The organism is Massilia sp. NP310 (assembly GCF_019443485.1).
Classification (GTDB): Bacteria; Pseudomonadota; Gammaproteobacteria; order Burkholderiales; family Burkholderiaceae_D; genus Telluria; species Telluria timonae.
Window position 1 is genome coordinate 5,688,484 of the sequence record NZ_CP080379.1, and the last position, 16,750, is coordinate 5,705,233.

The 16,750-nt window shown below is 66.8% G+C and carries 13 protein-coding genes; 11 read left to right on the forward strand and 2 right to left on the reverse strand.

The features are described 5' to 3' along the window. Nucleotides 1-29 precede the first annotated feature (29 nt). From KY496_RS25135 to KY496_RS25175, 9 genes are all read left to right on the forward strand, one after another. Nucleotides 30-1,028 carry an arabinan endo-1,5-alpha-L-arabinosidase gene (locus KY496_RS25135; RefSeq protein ID WP_229520365.1) on the forward strand — a complete coding sequence of 333 codons (999 nt, stop codon included), beginning with the start codon at nt 30-32 and terminating at the stop codon, nt 1,026-1,028. Further along, a complete protein-coding gene (locus KY496_RS25140) occupies nt 1,025-3,370 on the forward strand; it encodes a glycoside hydrolase family 127 protein (protein WP_219862948.1) in 2,346 nt (781 codons plus the stop codon). The genes KY496_RS25135 and KY496_RS25140 overlap by 4 nt, the downstream gene beginning before the upstream one ends. Before the next feature lie 101 nt (nt 3,371-3,471). Continuing rightward, nucleotides 3,472-4,446 (forward strand): ABC transporter substrate-binding protein, encoded by a 975-nt coding sequence (locus tag KY496_RS25145; RefSeq protein WP_219862950.1) that lies wholly within the window; start codon nt 3,472-3,474, stop codon nt 4,444-4,446. Nucleotides 4,447-4,453: 7 nt separating this feature from the next. Beyond that, complete coding sequence (locus tag KY496_RS25150) at nt 4,454-5,977, forward strand: sugar ABC transporter ATP-binding protein (protein WP_219862952.1); 1,524 nt, start codon at nt 4,454-4,456, stop codon at nt 5,975-5,977. Continuing rightward, complete coding sequence (locus KY496_RS25155; protein ID WP_005668744.1) at nt 5,974-7,068, forward strand: ABC transporter permease; 1,095 nt, start codon at nt 5,974-5,976, stop codon at nt 7,066-7,068. Before KY496_RS25150 ends, KY496_RS25155 begins: the two co-directional genes overlap by 4 nt. Further along, nucleotides 7,065-8,045, forward strand: coding sequence for a galactofuranose ABC transporter, permease protein YjfF (gene yjfF, locus KY496_RS25160; RefSeq protein WP_005668745.1), 981 nt, complete (start codon nt 7,065-7,067; stop codon nt 8,043-8,045). The genes KY496_RS25155 and yjfF overlap by 4 nt, the downstream gene beginning before the upstream one ends. A gap of 40 nt (nt 8,046-8,085) precedes the next feature. Then, nucleotides 8,086-9,027, forward strand: coding sequence for a LysR family transcriptional regulator (locus KY496_RS25165; protein WP_005668746.1), 942 nt, complete (start codon nt 8,086-8,088; stop codon nt 9,025-9,027). A gap of 181 nt (nt 9,028-9,208) precedes the next feature. Next, entirely contained in the window at nt 9,209-11,455 is a 2,247-nt protein-coding gene (locus KY496_RS25170; protein ID WP_219862953.1) for an ATP-binding protein, read from the forward strand. Nucleotides 11,456-11,523: 68 nt separating this feature from the next. After that, on the forward strand, nt 11,524-12,213 hold the full coding sequence (locus tag KY496_RS25175) for a fumarylacetoacetate hydrolase family protein (RefSeq protein WP_005668748.1): 690 nt from the start codon (nt 11,524-11,526) through the stop codon (nt 12,211-12,213). Here KY496_RS25175 and KY496_RS25180 read toward each other — a convergent pair. Further along, nucleotides 12,114-12,992, reverse strand: coding sequence for a hypothetical protein (locus KY496_RS25180; protein WP_219862955.1), 879 nt, complete (start codon nt 12,990-12,992; stop codon nt 12,114-12,116). The genes KY496_RS25175 and KY496_RS25180 overlap by 100 nt on opposite strands. Before the next feature lie 109 nt (nt 12,993-13,101). Between KY496_RS25180 and KY496_RS25185 the strand changes: the two genes are divergently transcribed. Continuing rightward, nucleotides 13,102-14,031, forward strand: a complete 930-nt coding sequence (locus KY496_RS25185) for an alpha/beta fold hydrolase (protein WP_219862957.1) — start codon at nt 13,102-13,104, stop codon at nt 14,029-14,031. Nucleotides 14,032-14,152: 121 nt separating this feature from the next. Continuing rightward, the gene (locus KY496_RS25190; RefSeq protein WP_219862959.1) at nt 14,153-15,010 is read left to right on the forward strand and encodes a hypothetical protein; all 858 of its coding nucleotides are present in this window, start codon (nt 14,153-14,155) and stop codon (nt 15,008-15,010) included. Nucleotides 15,011-15,037: 27 nt separating this feature from the next. Here KY496_RS25190 and KY496_RS25195 read toward each other — a convergent pair whose 3' ends face one another. Beyond that, nucleotides 15,038-16,735, reverse strand: a complete 1,698-nt coding sequence (locus tag KY496_RS25195; protein ID WP_273161562.1) for a methyl-accepting chemotaxis protein — start codon at nt 16,733-16,735, stop codon at nt 15,038-15,040. Nucleotides 16,736-16,750: the final 15 nt, after the last annotated feature.

Here is a 16,750-nt window from a genome sequence, read left to right on the forward strand (position 1 = left end):
AGGCCGCGCGCGCAATCGCGGCTGTAGCGATGGCGGTATTTTCTTTACTGGCCGCGCTGACCGGTGCGGCATACGCCGCCCAGGTCGGCGTGCACGATCCGGTCATGGCAAAACAGGGCGATCGTTACTACCTGTTCAGCACCGGCCCGGGCATCACCTTCTACAGCTCGAGCGACATGAAGACCTGGAAGCCGGAAGGACGCGTATTCCCGGAAGGCCCGGCGTGGGCGACAAAGGCCGCGCCGAGCTTCAACGGCCATGTCTGGGCGCCCGATATTTATCACCATGACGGCAAGTACTATCTGTACTACTCGGTGTCCGGCTTCGGCAAGAACACCTCGGCCATCGGCGTGACCGTCAACAGCACGCTGGACCCGCGTGCGCCCGGCTACAAATGGGAAGACCAGGGACTGGTGGTGCAGTCGGTGCCGGGCCGCGACCTGTGGAATGCGATCGACTCGCACGTGATCGACGACGAGAAAGGCACGCCGTGGATGTCGTTCGGCTCGTTCTGGGGCGGCCTCAAACTGGTGAAGCTGGACGCCAGCCGCACCCGCCTGGCCGAACCGCAGGAGTGGCATACGATCGCCCGCCGCGAGCGTCCGGCCTTCACGCCGGACGAAGAAGCCGCGCCGGCGCAGATCGAGGCCCCCTTCATCTTCCCGAAGAACGGCTGGTACTACCTGTTCGCGTCGTGGGACCTGTGCTGCAAGGGCAAGGACAGCACCTACAAGGTGGTGGTGGGACGGTCGAAGAGCGTCACCGGTCCCTACCTCGACCGCAATGGCGTCGACATGGCCAGGGGCGGCGGTTCGCTCGTGATCCAGGGCGACGGCGATTGGCAGGCGCTCGGCCATAACAGCGCCTATACCTTCGACGGCAAGGACTACATGGTGCTGCACGCCTACGAGACCTTTGATAAGTACCGGCAGAAGCTGAAGGTGCTGGACATGACCTGGGACGGCGACGGCTGGCCCGTGCTCGACCAGAAGGACCTGAACCGCTACCAGAGCGTGCTGCAACAATGAAAACCCACATCGCCGCCTTGAGCCTGATGGTCGCCGGCGCCTGGGCGCAGGCGGCCGAGCTGTTTCCGCTGTCCGCCGTGCGCCTGGGCCCTGGTCCCTTCCTCGACGCCCAGACCACCAACCTGAACTACCTGATGGCGATGGAGCCCGACCGCCTGCTGGCGCCGTTCCTGCGCGAAGCCGGCCTGCAGCCGCGCCAGCCCAGCTACGGCAATTGGGAGTCGACCGGACTGGATGGCCATATGGGCGGCCACTACCTGTCGGCGCTGGCGCTCATGCATGCGTCGACCGGCGACCAGGAAGCCCTGCGCCGCCTGAACTACTTCGTGGCCGAGCTCAAACGCGCACAGCAGGCCAACGGCGACGGTTATCTCGGCGGCATTCCCGGCGGACGCCAGGCCTGGCGCGACATCGCGGCCGGCAAGCTGGAGGCCGATAACTTCTCGGTCAACGGCAAGTGGGTGCCCTGGTATAACCTGCACAAGGTATACGCCGGCCTGCGCGACGCCTACCGTTACGCCGGCAACGAGGATGCGAAGGCCATGCTGGTGCAGCTGTCCGACTGGGCGCTGGCCTTGAGCGCGAAGCTGTCCCCCGAGCAGATGCAGACCATGCTGCGCAGTGAGCATGGTGGCATGAACGAAATCTTCGTCGACGTGGCCGAGATGACGGGCGAGCGCAAATACCTCGACCTGGCGCTGGCCTTCTCGCACCAGGCCGTGTTGCAGCCGCTGGCGCGCAGGCAGGACCAGCTGACCGGCCTGCACGCGAATACCCAGATCCCGAAGGTGATCGGCTTCAAGCGCATCGCCGACACGACGGGCCGGCAGGACATGGGGGAGGCGGCGCGCTTCTTCTGGCAGACCGTGGTCGACAAGCGCACGGTGGCGATCGGCGGCAACAGCGTCAAGGAGCACTTCCACAGCACCGACGACTTCGAGCCCATGGTGCACGAGGTCGAAGGCCCGGAGACCTGCAACACCTACAACATGCTGAAGCTGACCGGGATGCTGTTCCAGTCGGAGCAGAAGGGCAGCTACGGCGACTACTACGAGCGGGCGCTGTACAACCATATCCTGTCGTCGCAGCGGCCGGAAGGCGGCTTCGTCTACTTCACGCCGATGCGGCCGAACCACTACCGCGTGTATTCGCAGGTGGACAAGGGCATGTGGTGCTGCGTCGGCTCGGGCATCGAAAGCCACGCCAAATACGGTGAATTCATCTACGCCCGCGACAAGGACACGCTGTTCGTGAACCTGTTCGTCGCCTCGACCCTGGACTGGAAAGACAAGGGCGTCAGGGTCACTCAGGCGACGACGTTCCCTGATGCCGACACCACGCGCCTGACGGTCGATGGCGAGGGCCGGTTCACGATGAAGATCCGCTACCCGGCGTGGGTAGCGCCGGGCCGGATGGCGGTGCGGGTCAACGGCGCAGAGGTGAAGATCGACGCCCGGCCGGGCGGCTATGCGACGATAGCGCGCGCCTGGCGCAAGGGCGACCGGGTCGACGTGCGGCTGCCGATGACGACGCATCTCGAGCAAATGCCGGGCAGGTCGAATTACTACGCCGTGCTGCACGGGCCGGTCGTGCTGGCGGCGCGCACGCGCATGGTCGGCGACGACAAGCTGAATTACCTGGCCGATGACTCGCGCATGGGGCATATCGCCTCGGGGCCGACCTGTCCTTTGGCGTCGGCGCCGATGTTCGTCAGCGATTCGACCGATTTCATTGCGCGCTTCATACCGGTAGCCGGCAAGCCGCTGACGTTCACGGCGCCGGGGTTGGTGCATGGCGCGGATGGGCCGCGCACCGAGTTCATTCCTTTCTTCCGCCTGCACGAATCGCGCTACACGATGTACTGGCAGCATGCCACGCCGGACGGCCTAGAGGCGCAGCAGGCCGCGAACGCGGAGCGCGAGGCGGACCGAATCGCGCTCTATGCGAGGACCATCGACCAGGTGGCGCCGGGCGAGCAGCAGCCGGAGTCGGATCACTTCTTCAAGGGCGAGGGCATCGATGCCGGGATCAATCATGGGCGGCGCTGGCGCCATGCGACAGCGTGGTTCAGCTATGAGCTGAACGATCCGAAGAAGGAAGCCAGGGTGCTGCGCCTGGCCTTCGCGAAGGCGGACGCGGGGCGGCGGTTCGACATCCTCGTCAACGGGCAGGCGCTGGCGAACGTGACGTTGACGGCCGATGCGCAGGAAGACATCTATACGGTCGATTACCCAATCCCTGATGCGGTACGCATGAAGACGAACGGAAAGCTCAGCGTGCGGTTCGTGGCCAAGCCCGGATCGATTGCCGGCGGCTTGTACGGGCTTAGGCTGTTGCGATAGTTGTTGATGCCGAAAACCGTATCACAATTATCAAAAAAGTGATTGGAACAGTATCTCAGTTTGGCCTAGGATTGCAGAACAACAATACCGGAGACAAAGTGATGAGCCTCACCCGCAGGAATTTCCTGGGCGTCGCAGTTGCCGCGCCTGTGGCCGCAACCGTTGTGCCGCTCAACGCGGCCTTCGCCGCCAAGCCCCTCACCATCGGCTTCTCGCAAGTCGGCGCCGAAAGCGAATGGCGCACCGCCAACACCGCCTCCATCAAGGACGCCGCCAAAAAGGCCGGCATCAACCTCAAGTTTGCCGACGCCCAGCAACGCCAGGAAAACCAGGTGAAAGCGATCCGCTCCTTCATCGCCCAGCGCGTCGACGTCATCGCCTTCTCTCCGGTCGTGGAATCCGGCTGGGACACCGTGCTGCGCGAAGCCAAGCGCGCCAACATCCCCGTCATCCTGACCGACCGCGGCGTCAAGGTCAGCGACGAGTCGCTGTACGTCACCTTCCTCGGTTCCGACTTCGTGGAAGAGGGCCGCCGCGCCGCGCGCTGGCTGGTGGAACACGCGAAGAAGAACCCGAATCGCGCCTATAACATCGTCGAGCTGCAGGGCACGGTCGGCTCGGCCCCGGCCATCGACCGCAAGGCCGGCTTCGCGGAAGTCATGAAGCTTGAACCGCGACTGAAGATTATCCGTTCCCAGACCGGCGACTTCACCCGCGCCAAGGGCAAGGAGGTGATGGAAGCCTTCCTCAAGTCCGAGGGCAAGAACATCACCGTGCTGTACGCGCACAACGACGACATGGCGATCGGCGCCATCCAGGCGATCGAGGAAGCGGGTTTCAAGCCAGGCAAGGACATCCTGGTCGTGTCGATCGACGGCGTGCGCGGCGCGTTCGAGGCCATGTTGCAGGGCAAGCTGAACGTGACCGTGGAGTGCAACCCGCTGCTTGGGCCGCAGCTGATGGAAGCGGCCAAGGCGATCAAGGCTGGCAAGCCGCTCTTGAGGCGCATCGTGGTGCAAGAAGGTGTCTTCCCGGCCGAAGTCGCAGCCAAGGAATTCCCGAACCGCAAATACTGAGGCGGCCATGCTCGCCTCGACCACGGCGCTGCCGGTGCTCGACGTCACCGGCATCCACAAGCTTTTTCCCGGCGTGAAAGCGCTGTCGGAGGCGGGCCTGCGCCTGTATCCGGGCGAAGTCCATACCCTGATGGGCCAGAACGGGGCCGGCAAGTCCACCCTGATCAAGGTGCTGACGGGCGTCTACCAGCCGGAGCGCGGCAGCATCGTGCTCGATGGCGAGCGCATCGCGCCGCGCTCGACCCAGCACGCCCAGGAACTCGGCATCAGCACGGTGTACCAGGAAGTGAACCTGTGCCCGAACCTGTCGGTCGCCGAGAACATCTTCATCGGCCGCTATCCGCGCCGCTTCGGCATGATCGACTGGCGCAGGATGCGGCGCGATGCCGCCGAACTGCTGGCGCGTTTGCAGGTGAATGTCGACGTCAAGCAGCCGCTGGCCAGCTATCCGCTGGCGATCCAGCAGATGGTGGCCATCGCCCGTGCGCTGAACATCTCGGCCAAGGTGCTGATCCTCGACGAACCCACGTCCAGTCTCGACGAGGCCGAGGTGCAGCTGCTGTTCTCGGTCTTGAAAACCCTGCGCGAGCAGGGCATGGCGATCCTGTTCGTCACCCACTTCCTCGACCAGACCTATGCGATCTCGGACCGCATCACGGTGATGCGCAATGGCGAGCGCGAAGGCGAGTACCTGTGCAGCGAGCTGTCGCGCCTGGCGCTGGTGAACAAGATGATCGGCGTGGCCGCCGACACCAGGGAGCAGCCGCAGACCTGCATCGAAGAGGGCCACCAGGCCGGCCCGACCCTGCTGCGCACGAAAGAACTCGCACGCCGCGGCGTGCTGGCGCCGCTCGACCTGACCATCAAGCAGGGTGAACTGCTGGGCCTTGCCGGCCTGCTGGGTTCCGGGCGCACCGAGACCGCGCGCCTGCTGTTCGGCGCCGACAAGACGGACGATGGCGCGATCGAGATCGGCGGCCGTTCGACCACCTTCGCCACCCCGCGCGACGCGATCCGCGAGGGCATCGGCTTCTGCTCCGAAGACCGCAAGCACGAGGGCGCGATCCTCGACTTGTCGGTGCGCGAAAACCTGATCCTGGCCCTGCAGGCGCGCCAGGGATTGCTGCGCGCGATCCCGCTGCGGCGCCAGCAGGCGCTGGCCGATTACTACGTTAAACAATTGGGGATCAAGACGGCGAGTATCGAAACGCCGATCGGCACGCTCTCGGGCGGCAACCAGCAAAAAGTGCTGCTGGCGCGCTGGCTGGCCACCGAGCCCAGGCTGATGATCCTCGACGAACCCACACGCGGCATCGACGTGCGGGCAAAGCAGGAAATCATGGACTATGTCACCACGCTGTGCCGCAAAGGCATGGCCATCCTGTTCATCTCGTCCGAACTGCCCGAGGTGCTGCGCGTCTCCGACCGGATCGTCGTCATGCGCGACCGCAAGGCCTGCGGCGAGTACCGCCGTGGTGAGCTGGACGACAGCTCGGTGCTGCACGTGATCGCAGGGGAGGGCTGCCGATGATCGTCAAGGAACAAGCGCCCGTGGCGGCGGCCACCCCGGCCACGAAGCCGAACGCACCCGTACCCGCCTCGTTGCTCGCGCGCGCAACAGGACATCACCTGTTCCGCCCCCTGGCCGCGCTGGCCGCGCTGCTGCTGATCGACTTCCTGCTGATCCCTGGCTTCTTCCGCCTGGAGATCAAGGACGGCCACCTGTACGGCTCCCTGGTCGACATCGTCAACCGCGCCGCGCCGCTGATGCTGGCGGCGATCGGCATGACCTTGGTGATCGCCACGCGCGGCATCGACATCTCGGTCGGCGCCGTGGTGGCCTTGTCCGGCACCGTGGCGTCGATGCTGGTTGGCGGGACGATGGTGATCCAGGACGGCGTGCCGGTCTATGTGGCCGAGACGCCGATGTTGCTGGCGATGGCCGCCGCCTTCGGCGTCGCGCTGCTATGCGGCCTGTGGAATGGTCTGCTCGTCGCCGGCCTGGGCCTGCAGCCCATCGTCGCCACCCTGATCCTGATGGTGGCGGGACGCGGCCTGGCCCAGTTGCTGACCGACGGCCAGATCGTCACCGTCTATTATCAGCCGTTCTTCTTCCTGGGCAGCGGCTACCTGTTCGGGTTGCCGTTCGCGCTGTTCGTGGTGGCGGCGGTAGCCGGCGTCACCGCGCTGCTGCTGCGCCACACCGCGCTCGGGCTGTTCATCCAGGCTGTTGGGGTTAATCCTGTTGCGGCGCGCCTGGCCGGCATCCGCACCGCGGCCCTGATCGTGTTCGTCTACGTGTTCGCCGCCGCCTGCGCCGGCATGGCGGGCTTGATGATCAGTTCCAACGTCAAGAGCGCCGACGCCAACAACGCCGGCCTGATGCTCGAACTCGACGCCATCCTGGCCGTGACCCTGGGCGGCACCTCGCTCGCCGGCGGCAAGTTCAGCCTGGCCGGCTCCATCGTCGGTGCGCTGATCATCCAGACGCTCACCTACACCATCTATTCGCTGGGCGTGCCGCCCGAGGTCAATATGGTCGTCAAGTCGGTCGTCGTGTTCCTGGTCTGTATGTCGCAGTCGGACCAGTTCAAGCGCCTGTGGAAGCGGAGGGCGGCATGAACGCGGTCGTCGAGCACGCACGCAAGCTGTCAAGCGCGCCGTCCTTCACCTCGCTGGTCACGGTGGTGTTGCTGGCCGCGATGCTGCTGATCGGCGGCGCCCTGTATGAAGGATTCCTGTCGCTGCAGGTGATGCTCAACCTCCTGATCGACAACGCCTTCCTCCTGGTGATTGCGATCGGCATGGGCTTCGTGATCCTCTCGGGCGGGATCGACCTGTCGGTCGGCGCCGTGCTGGCGCTGTCGACCATGATCGCGGCCTGGCTGCTGCAGGTGGCGCATTGGCCGCCGCTGGCGGTAATCGCCACCGTGCTGGCGCTGGGCTTCCTGTTCGGCGGCGGCATGGGGGCCGTCATTCATTACTTCCGCCTGCAGCCCTTCATCGTCACCCTGGCCGGCATGTTCCTGGCGCGCGGCCTGTGCTACCTGATCAGCATCGAGTCGATCACGATCGAGGATCCGCTGTTCGTGGCGATGTCGCAGACGCAAATCCCGTTCTTCGGCGGCTTTCTCTCGCCCGGCGCCCTGATCGCGCTCGCCATGCTGGCCTGCGCGGTCTGGCTGGCCCACTACAGCGCTTTCGGGCGCGCCGTGTACGCAGTCGGCGGCAACGAGCAGTCGGCGGCGATGATGGGCCTGGCGGTCGCCCGCACCAAGATCCTGGTGTATGCCTTCAGCGGTTTCTGCGCCTCGCTGGCGGGCCTGCTGTTCGCGTTCTACATGCTGTCCGGCTACGGCTTGCATGCGCAGGGCACGGAGCTCGATGCGATCGCCGCGGTCGTCATCGGCGGCACCCTGCTCACCGGCGGCTACGGCTACATCCTCGGCGCGCTGTCCGGCGTGCTGGTGCTGGGCACGATCCAGACCCTGATCGCCTTCGACGGCACGCTCAGCTCGTGGTGGACCAGGATCGTGATCGGCGGCCTGCTGTTCGTGTTCTGCGTGGTGCAACGCGTGATGGCGTTCAAATCGACATGACTCGCCGCCGGGCCGCCGTCCACGCTGATATGATTTCCTGATGGATACGACAAACCCGAACTGGTTCCTGAAGGCGCGCCTCAAGACGCGCCAGCTGCTGCTGCTGATCGCGCTGGACGACTACCGCAACATCCACCGCGCGGCCGAGGAGCTGCACATGACGCAGCCGGCGGCGTCCAAGCAGGTCAAGGACCTGGAAGAGATGCTCGACGTGCGCCTGTTCGAGCGCCTGCCGCGCGGGATGGAGCCGACCATCTACGGCGAGACCATGATCCGCCACGCGCGCATGGCGCTCACCAGCCTGGCGCTGGCGCACGACGACATCGTCGCGCTCAAGGCCGGGCTGGCGGGGCAGGTGGAGGTGGGCGTCATCATGGCGCCGGCGATGGCGCTGCTGCCGCGCGCGATCGCGCGCATCAAGGAGCAGGCGCCGCTGCTGCGCATCGGCGTGCAGCTCGAATCCAGTAACGTATTGCTCGACAAGCTCAAGCACGGCGCCCTCGACTTCATGATCGGCCGCATCCTGGACAAAGAGGATTCGACGGGCCTGATCTACGAAGAGCTGAGCGAGGAGCCGGCCTGCGCCGTCGTCCGCCCCGGCCATCCGCTGCTGGAGCGGCGCGGCCTGACGCTCGAGGACATCGCCGCCCGGCCGTGGATCCTGCCGTCGCCCGGCAGCATCCTGCGCCACCGCTTCGACATGATGTTCCGGCGCGTTGGGTTGCCGCCACCCGGCAACGTGGTCGATACCACCGCGATCCTGGTAGTGACGGCGCTGCTGCAGCAGACCGACGCCCTGCACGTGATGCCGCAGGAGGTGGCGCAGTACTATGCCTCGCTGAACGTGATGCGCATCCTGCCGATCGAGCTGCCATGCAAGATGGATGCCTTCGGCATCATCCGCCAGCAAGACCACCTGCTGTCGCCGGGCGCCGACCTGCTCTTGACGGCCGTGCGGGCCGCGGCCGCCGAGATCTATTGATTGTGCCATAGATACAACCACCAAAAGTCACGGATGTGTAACGGGCGCAGCCCATTCTGTTTGCTCGTTATAATCGCCGACAATAAGAAAATGTTGGCGGCGGGGCAATAAGAACGTGAGGGGAAACGTTCCAGTGTATTAAGCCCAGCCAGCTTCGCGAGAACCATACTGGGCAATCCTGATGAGCAATCTGAGCAGTTTCCCGCCGGCGGCCGTCGGCGGCCTGGCGCTGGGAGAGCCGGCGCAGTCCGAGCCTGCGCAGTTGGAGCCAAACTCCTGGCCCGAAGGCCTGCGCGCCATCTTCGACCTGATCCTGGCATCGCGCTTTCCGATGTTCCTGGCCATGGGCCACGACCTGCGCCTGTTCTACAACGACGCCTATTCCGACTTGCTGGGCGACAAGCACCCTGCCGCGCATGGCGCGCCGTACGCCAGCGTCCGCCCCGAGCTGTGGGAGCGCATGCGTCCGTATTTCGAACTCGTGCTGGCCGGCGAAGCGACCCAGCTCCAGCACGCCCTGATGGAGTTCGAGCGCAACGGCAAGCGCGAGCGGCGTTTCTTTTCCGTCTCGCTGTCGCCGGTGCGCCATGCGGGGCAGGTGGCCGGCGTCTATTGCGTGCTCACCGAGACCACGTCCGATGTGTTGTCCGAGCACCGCCACGCTTTTCACCAGAAGCTGGGCGAGACCCTCGAGGGCCTGGACGACGCCATCCACATCATCAAGGCCACCAGCGCCATGACCGGGCAGACCCTGGGCGCGGCGCGCGTCGGCTATGGCGAGATCGATCCCGCCGGCCGCACCGTGAACGTCGACCGCGACTGGACCGACGGCCGCATGGCCAGCCTGGGCGGCATGTCGCATGTGCTGGACGATTTCGGGCCCGAGATCGCCGCCATGCTGCGCCAGGGCCGCACCGTGCGCATCGACGACGTCGCCGCCGACCCCCGCTCGGCGCCGTGCGCGGCTGCCTATGCCGGCATCGGCGCGCGCGCGGTGGTGATCGTGCCGATCATCGAGGAAGCGCGCCTGGCGGCCGTGTTCTACCTGCATGAACCGTCCGCGCGCCACTGGACCGAGCAAGAGACGGCGATGGCCGAGGACGTGGCGCGCCACACGCGCGAAGTGGTGCGCCGCTCGCGCCTCGAGGAAACCCTGCGCGATGCGGCGCTGGAGCGTGACGCGCTGCTGCAGAGCGAGCGTCTGGCGCGGGTGCAGGCCGAGCGCCTCAGCCACGCCAAGGACGAATTCCTGGCCATGCTGGCGCACGAGCTGCGCAATCCCCTGGCGCCGATCAGCAGCTCGGCCAGCCTGCTGAGCATGCAGTTCTCCAGCGAGCCGCGCATCTGCCAGACCAGTTCCATCATCAGCCGCCAGGTCAAGCACATGAGCCGCCTGATCGACGACCTGCTGGACGTCTCGCGCGTGACGCGCGGCCTGGTCAAGCTCAAGCTGGCGACGGTCGACTTCCGCGAGGTGGTGACCGGGGCGCTCGACCAGACCCGTCCGCTGGTGCTGGAAAAAGCGCACCAGGTGCGGGTGGAGCTGCCGGAGACCCCGGTCTGGGTGCGCGGCGACCAGACACGCCTGGTGCAGAGCGTGGCCAATATCGTCAACAACGCCGCCAAGTACACGCAAAAAGGCGGCCAGCTCGTGCTCGCCCTCGAGGCGGTCGATGGCCGCATGGTCTTGCGCGTGCGCGACAACGGCTCCGGCATGCCGCCCGACCTGGTGCCGAGCGTGTTCGACCTGTTCACGCAGGGCGCGCGCACGCTGGCGCGCTCGCAGGGCGGGCTCGGGCTGGGCCTGACCCTGGTCAAGCGCCTGATCGACCTGCACGAGGGCGAGGTGGCCGCGCACAGCGACGGCGTCGGCTTGGGCAGCACCTTCACGCTCACCTTGCCCTGCGTGACGGGCGCCTGCGACGGCGGCGACATGCAGCCGGGCGACCCCGAGGCCGCGCGCGCGGTCCTGCAGCGCAAGCTGCGGGTGCTGATCGTGGACGACAACAGCGACGCCGCCGACAGCCTGGCCAACCTGCTGCAGGTGCAGGGCCACGCCACCTCGGTCGAGTACGACGCCGAATCGGCCCTGCGCCGCGCGCGCGCCGAGCGGCCCGACGTGATGCTGATCGATATCGGCTTGCCCGACGTCGACGGCTACCAGCTGGCCTCGGCGCTGCGGTCCCTGCCCGAGACGGCGGCCACGGTGCCGGTCGCGGTGACCGGCTACGGCCAGGCCAAGGACCGCGAGCGGGCGCTGCAGGCGGGCTTCGCCCACCACCTGGTCAAGCCGGTCGACATGACGGCGCTGGTGCGCATCCTGGAATCGAGCGCGGCGCTCGCGGCGGTGGCGGAGGCGGCATCGACTCCGGTGACGCCCAAGCCGGCTTCGGCGTCCGAATCCGAAGAGACGATGGCGCCGGCCTGAGTATTTCCTGGGGCCACGGCCAGCGATGGCGGTAGTATGATCATGCTTCCCTCAATGAAAGGATGAGCATGTCCGAATTCGTCTTCACCGCTCCCGCCACGCCTTCGGTGGCCGTCAGCGGTTCGAGCAGCCGTTTCCCGGTGCGCCGCGTGTTCTGCGTCGGCCGCAACTATGCCTCGCACGCGCGCGAGATGGGGAGCGATCCGAACCGCGAACCGCCGTTCTTCTTCTCCAAGCCGGCCGATGCCGTGGTGCCCGCCGGCGGCGCGGTGCCGTATCCGCCGTCGACCGGTGACCTGCACCACGAGATCGAACTGGTGGTGGCGCTCGGCGCGGGCGGCGCCGACGTCGACCCGGCCAATGCGCTCGACCTGGTATGGGGCTATGGCGTGGGCCTGGACCTGACCCGGCGCGACCTGCAGGCGGCAGCCAAGGACACCGGCCGTCCCTGGGACATGGCCAAGGGTTTCGACGCCTCGGCGCCCTGCAGCGCCCTGCATCCGGTGAGCGCGGTGGGCCATCCGGCCGAAGGCCGTATCTGGCTGGAGGTGAACGGCGCCCTGCGCCAGGAAGGCAACCTCAATGAGCTGATCTGGCCGATCGCCGACGTGATCGCCTACCTGTCGCGCTTCGTGACGCTGGCGCCGGGCGACCTGATTTATTCGGGCACGCCGTCGGGCGTGGCGGCGCTCAAGCCCGGCGACCGCGTGCGCGGCGGCGTCGACGGCGTCGACACCTTCGAACTCGAGATCCGCTGACCTTCCATCAACCCCGCCATCTGCGCCTGCAAGGCCTGGCGCGCCGCGTCGAGCTGCGCGCCATTGGTCTTGGCCGATAGCGCGGCACGCTCCTTGCGGCCCAGGAAGTAGGCGACCCGCTCGGCGTTCGCGCCGGAAGGGTGGGGCAGGCCGTGCAGGATGCGGCTCGCCGTCAGCATGCCTTGCGCCGCCAGCCAGTCCAGACCTGCGCCGACGCTGGCTCCCATCGGGATGTACACGGCGTCGGGCAGCATGGCCGCTTCATGCGCGAAGTAGCGCAGCGTTTCTTCCCGTAGAAAAGCGTGGCGCGGCATGGCGGGCGTGCCGCTGTAGTTCTTGCCATCCACGAACACGGGGTGGCGCAGGATGGCGCCGATGTGGACCAACCCGGCATCCGGGCCGAACAGCGTGGCGCAGCTGGCGATGCCGAGCCAGCGCTGCACGCCGATCGCATCGAGCAGGGCCACGAAGTTGGGCCGGATCGCGCCGCTGAAGGCGCCGGCCTGGCGCGCCGCCACCAGCACCGCGTCGCGTGACGCGCCCGCGGCCATCTGGCGCTGCGCCTCGCGCATCGCATTCTTCCACTGCACGAAGCCGGGCGAGATGCCGACCACCACCACGCGCGCCGCGCGGTTCACCGACTCGAACGGAATGTAATAGCTGCGGTAACGCCCTTCATGTGCCAACAGGAAGTGTTCTGGAATGTCGGCTGGCGCGGCGATGGCATCCAGGTCCAGTCGGGCAATGGCATCGGCGTAGTGGTCGAAAAGAATTTCCATGAGACAGGTTGTGCGAATGCGACGAGCTGGGCATTGTGCCAGTCTTTCGGGAGGCGTGAAGCCGGGATAAATGCGCTACGCTGGCGTTGTCGCATACGAGGAGCCGATCATGAAAATGTACCGCTCAGTCATCGTCGCCGGCTGCCTCCTGGCGCTGGCGGCCCAGGCCGCCGAACCGTCGATGCCCGCAGGCTTCAAGACGGCCAGCGTCCAGACCGCCGACGGCGCCACCATCCACGTCCGCAGCGGCGGCAAGGGGCCGGCGGTGGTGCTGATTCACGGCTTCGGCGACACCGGCGACATGTGGGGCCCGCTGGCCGCGCGCCTGGTCAGGCGCCACACCGTCATCGTGCCCGACCTGCGCGGCCTGGGCCTGTCGTCGAAGGCGCCCGGGGGCTATGACAAGAAATCGCAGGCGGCCGACATCCGCGCCGTGGTCGAGCACTTCGGCCAGGACCGGGCCGACGTGGTCGGCCACGACATCGGCACCATGGTGGCCTATGCCTACGCGGTGCGCTATCCGGACAAGGTGACGCGGCTGGTCGTGATGGACGCACCCGTGCCCGGGGTGGCGCCGTGGGACGAGCTGGTGCTCGACCCGCGCCTGTGGCACTTCAATTTTGGCGGCAAGGAGGCCGAACGCCTGGTGGCGGGCCGCGAACGCATCTTCCTGGACCGCCTGTGGAACCAGTTCGCGGCCGACCCGGCGAAGGTCGACGAGGCGACCCGGGCCTACTACACCAGGCTGTATGCGCAACCGGGCGCCATGCGGGCCTCGTTCGCGCAATTCAACACGATCGCCACCCACGACGTGGCCGACAACCGCGCCGCATCGAAGGTCAAGCTGACGATGCCGGTGCTCGCGGTGGGCGGCGAAAAATCGTTCGGCCCGATGATGGCCACGGTGATGCGCAATGCCGCGCTCGACGTGCGGCAAGCCGTCGTGCCCGGCGCCGGTCACTGGATGATGGAAGAAAATCCGGACGCCACCGTCGAGCTGATCGACGATTTCCTGACCGCCGGGGTTGCCGCCCGCTGAGCCAACACGGGCCTGGCCTATATAACCATGTCCTGCTCAATGCATTGAGATGCGTCAGTGCGCATGAACTGATACGCTAGCGATAACGACGCACTTTGCGCCAGATCGAGCGGAGGTTTTCATGTCGCAAGTTGCATTGATCGCCGTGCACGGCATGGGAGAGACGCTGCCCGCGTATGCGGACGGCCTGATGGCGCAGCTGCGCAGCCGCCTGGGCGGGCTGGCGGGCCAGGTGACGATGCGCTCGGTCTATTATCAGGGCATCCTGCACGAGAACCAGCGCCAGGTCTGGGAGCGCACCGCCGCCGGCGGCAAGGTGCGCTACGACGCCTTGCGTCGGTTCGTGCTGTACGGGCTGGGTGACGCCGCCGGACTGGAAAACCGCAAGGAAATCCCCGGCTCGGTCTATGAGCTGGCCCAGGGCGAAATCGCAGGCGCCTTGTTGTCGGCCCATGCGGTGCGTCCCGACATGCCGGTGGTGTTCGTGGCCCAGTCGCTGGGCGGCCAGGTGCTGTCGAGCTATCTGTACGACGCCCAGAAGGCGGCCGCCGGGCGGCCGGTCGGCGCCGGCGTCTGGCGCAATATCGACGCCTGGGCCTCCAGCGCGCTGGGCCGGCCATTGACCGCGAGCGAGCGCGTGTTCCTGGGTGGCGGCACCTGCGCCGGCCTGGTCACCACCGGCTGCAACATCCCGATCTTCGTCGCCGCGCACAAGGAGATGGACATCATCCCGATCGCGCCGCCCACCTCGCTGTTCAAGTGGATCAATTTCTACGATCCGGACGACGTGCTGGGCTGGCCGCTGCAGCCGCTGTCGGGCGGTTACCGGGCGCTGGTCGAGGACCGCGCGATCAATGCCAGCGGCGGCATTGGCAGCCTGCTGGCGCGCAGCTGGAATCCGCTGTCGCACGAGAGCTATTGGGAAGACGCCGCGGTGCTGGACGCGATCGCCGCCATGCTGCGCCGGCTGGCGGCCTGAATTTCGGCCGGCCGCCGCCGGCATCGCTTACATCGCCAGCGCCGGGCTCTTGCGTAGCGCCAGGCGCGGCCGGGCATCCGCATCGCCCAGCCTGAAGCCGGCCGCCACCTCGGCCAGGCGCGCCGCCTGTTCTTGCATGCTGGCCGCGGCCGCCGCGGCCTGTTCCACCAGCGCCGCGTTCTGCTGCGTCACCTGGTCCATCTGCGTGATCGCCTCGTTCACCTGGTGGATGCCGGTGCGCTGTTCCTGGGTGGCCGAGGTGATCTCGGACATCATGTCGGTCACGCGCGCCACGCTGCTCACCACGTCGTGCATGGTGGTGCCGGCCTGCTGCACCAGGGCGGTGCCGGCATTCACCTGGGTCATCGAGTCGCCGATCAGGCCCTTGATTTCCCTGGCCGCGCTGGCCGAGCGCTGCGCCAGGTTGCGCACTTCGCTCGCCACCACGGCGAAGCCGCGGCCCTGTTCGCCGGCGCGCGCCGCTTCCACGGCGGCGTTGAGCGCCAGGATATTGGTCTGGAAGGCGATGCCGTCGATCACGCCGATGATGTCGACGATCTTGCGCGCCGAGGCGTCGATCGAGCCCATGGTGTCGACCACCTGGCCGACGATGGCGCCGCCGCGCGCCGCCACCTCGGACGCCGCCTGCGCCAGGCCGTTGGCCTGCACCGCATTGTCGGCGTTCTGGCGCACGGTCGCCGTCAGTTCTTCCATCGAGGCCGCCGTCTCTTCGAGCGAGCTGGCCTGCTGCTCGGTGCGGCTCGACAGGTCGAGGTTGCCGGCCGCGATCTCGCTCGACGCGGTGGAGATGGCGGTGGTGCCTTGCTGGACTTCGGCCACGACCCGGGCCAGGGCGCCGTTCATGGTTTCCAGGGCCCGCATCAGGTCGCCCACTTCGTCCTCCGGGTAGGTGGCGAAGGTATTGCCGAGGTTGCCCGCCGCCACCGTCCTGGCCACGTCCACCGCGGTGTCGAGCGGCCGGGTGATGCTGCGCGTGATCAAGACGGCGGCGACCGAGCCGAGCGCCGTGGCCAGCACGGTCAGCAGGATCACCAGGCGCGTGCTGCGCTCGTTCGCGACCTCGATGTCGAGCGCGATCTGGTCGATCGACTTGCGCTGGATCTGCAGCAGGCTCAGCACCCGAGCGCCATAGGCCGTAGCGGCCGGGGAAAAGACCGTCTCATAGGCCTGCTCGGCGCCGGCCGCGTCGCCCGCGGTGCGGGCGTTCATCACCACTTCCTTGGCCGCCTGGTATTGCTTGCGCAGGCCCAGGATTTCTTGCAGCGTCTGTTTTTCTTCGGGCGAGTCGAGCAGGACTTCGACCTTCTTGAGGATCGCGGTGGTGTCGGCGACGCTGTCCTTGATCGGCTTGGCGAACACGGTCGACAAGGTGCTGTCGGTGCTGCGCGCGATCAGCGAGGTGCGGGCAATCGCCGAATACGTCATGACATACCAGTCCGAGACCAGGCGTTCCTTGGTCAGGGGCTTCTGCATCATCTGGTGGGTGGCTTCGGCACTGCTGCGCGTGGTGTACAGCGCGAACGCGGTGCCGGCCAGGGAGAGAACGAGGATCGTGGCGAACGCGAGCGTCAGGCGCGAGCCGATGCGTAGATTTTTTAACACGATGTCAGTAACCCGTAGAAACGGAAAATTCCGCCAGGAAAGTATCACCTGTTTAAACCTAAAATGAAATCTCCCGATGTGCTGGCTGTTGTATGGGCGCATCGCCTGTTATTTCGG